The sequence below is a fragment of the Niallia laureatilytica genome, from assembly GCF_046613985.1.
In the GTDB taxonomy this organism is placed as follows: Bacteria; Bacillota; Bacilli; order Bacillales; family Cytobacillaceae; genus Niallia.
Window position 1 is genome coordinate 1 of the sequence record NZ_JBKKHP010000039.1, and the last position, 1019, is coordinate 1019.

The 1019-nt window shown below is 49.4% G+C and carries 10 tRNA genes; all 10 read left to right on the top strand.

From position 1 onward, the window contains the following. Positions 1 to 5: 5 nt before the first annotated feature. The 10 genes from ACLIJJ_RS26850 to ACLIJJ_RS26895 all read left to right on the top strand — a co-directional run bounded on the left by ACLIJJ_RS26850 (position 6) and on the right by ACLIJJ_RS26895 (position 897). Positions 6 to 80: transfer RNA gene (locus ACLIJJ_RS26850), tRNA-Glu, on the top strand. Positions 81 to 86: 6 nt separating this feature from the next. Beyond that, positions 87 to 162, top strand: a tRNA-Val gene (locus tag ACLIJJ_RS26855). A 7-nt stretch (positions 163 to 169) separates the two neighbouring features. Beyond that, positions 170 to 245: transfer RNA gene (locus ACLIJJ_RS26860), tRNA-Thr, on the top strand. A 16-nt stretch (positions 246 to 261) separates the two neighbouring features. Then, positions 262 to 337, top strand: a tRNA-Lys gene (locus ACLIJJ_RS26865). A gap of 5 nt (positions 338 to 342) precedes the next feature. Further along, a tRNA-Leu gene (locus ACLIJJ_RS26870) sits at positions 343 to 427 on the top strand. An 18-nt stretch (positions 428 to 445) separates the two neighbouring features. Next, positions 446 to 520 (top strand) — tRNA-Gly (locus ACLIJJ_RS26875). Positions 521 to 535: 15 nt separating this feature from the next. Then, positions 536 to 624: transfer RNA gene (locus tag ACLIJJ_RS26880), tRNA-Leu, on the top strand. A gap of 18 nt (positions 625 to 642) precedes the next feature. Beyond that, positions 643 to 719, top strand: a tRNA-Arg gene (locus tag ACLIJJ_RS26885). Between the two features lie 6 nt (positions 720 to 725). Further along, positions 726 to 802, top strand: a tRNA-Pro gene (locus ACLIJJ_RS26890). 19 nt (positions 803 to 821) lie between these two features. Further along, positions 822 to 897: transfer RNA gene (locus ACLIJJ_RS26895), tRNA-Ala, on the top strand. Positions 898 to 1019: the final 122 nt, after the last annotated feature.

The following is a 1019-nucleotide window of genomic DNA, read 5'->3' on the forward strand; positions in this document are numbered from 1 at the left end:
AAACTGGCCCATTGGTCAAGCGGTTAAGACACCGCCCTTTCACGGCGGTAACACGGGTTCGAATCCCGTATGGGTCACCAATATTCGGAGGATTAGCTCAGCTGGGAGAGCATCTGCCTTACAAGCAGAGGGTCGGCGGTTCGATCCCGTCATCCTCCACCATATAAATGCCGATGTAGCTCAATTGGTAGAGCAACTGACTTGTAATCAGTAGGTTGGGGGTTCAAGTCCTCTCGTCGGCACCATCTTTTAAAATGAGATGAGTCATTAGCTCAGTTGGTAGAGCATCTGACTTTTAATCAGAGGGTCGCAGGTTCGAATCCTGCATGACTCACCATTTACGCGGGTGTGGCGGAATTGGCAGACGCACTAGACTTAGGATCTAGCGCCGCAAGGCGTGGGGGTTCGACTCCCTTCACCCGCACCATTTAATTTCATACTCTAAGCGGAAGTAGTTCAGTGGTAGAACACCACCTTGCCAAGGTGGGGGTCGCGAGTTCGAACCTCGTCTTCCGCTCCAATTTTTAAAAACAATGCCGGGGTGGCGGAACTGGCAGACGCACAGGACTTAAAATCCTGCGGTAGGTGACTACCGTACCGGTTCGATTCCGGTCCTCGGCACCATTGTTTTTCAAATATTTAGCGCCCGTAGCTCAATTGGATAGAGCGTCTGACTACGGATCAGAAGGTTATGGGTTCGACTCCTTTCGGGCGCGCCAAATATACGGGAAGTAGCTCAGCTTGGTAGAGCACTTGGTTTGGGACCAAGGGGTCGCAGGTTCGAATCCTGTCTTCCCGACCATTATTTCTCATTAAAAGATGGGGCCTTAGCTCAGCTGGGAGAGCGCCTGCCTTGCACGCAGGAGGTCAGCGGTTCGATCCCGCTAGGCTCCACCAATATTTTTTTGGGTATTGACAATGTATCCAATTTTTATTATAGTTGAAAAGCTGCATTAAGCAGTTTACTAATTGCTCTTTGAAAACTGAACAAACAAAACGTCAACAATAATCGTTTTTAT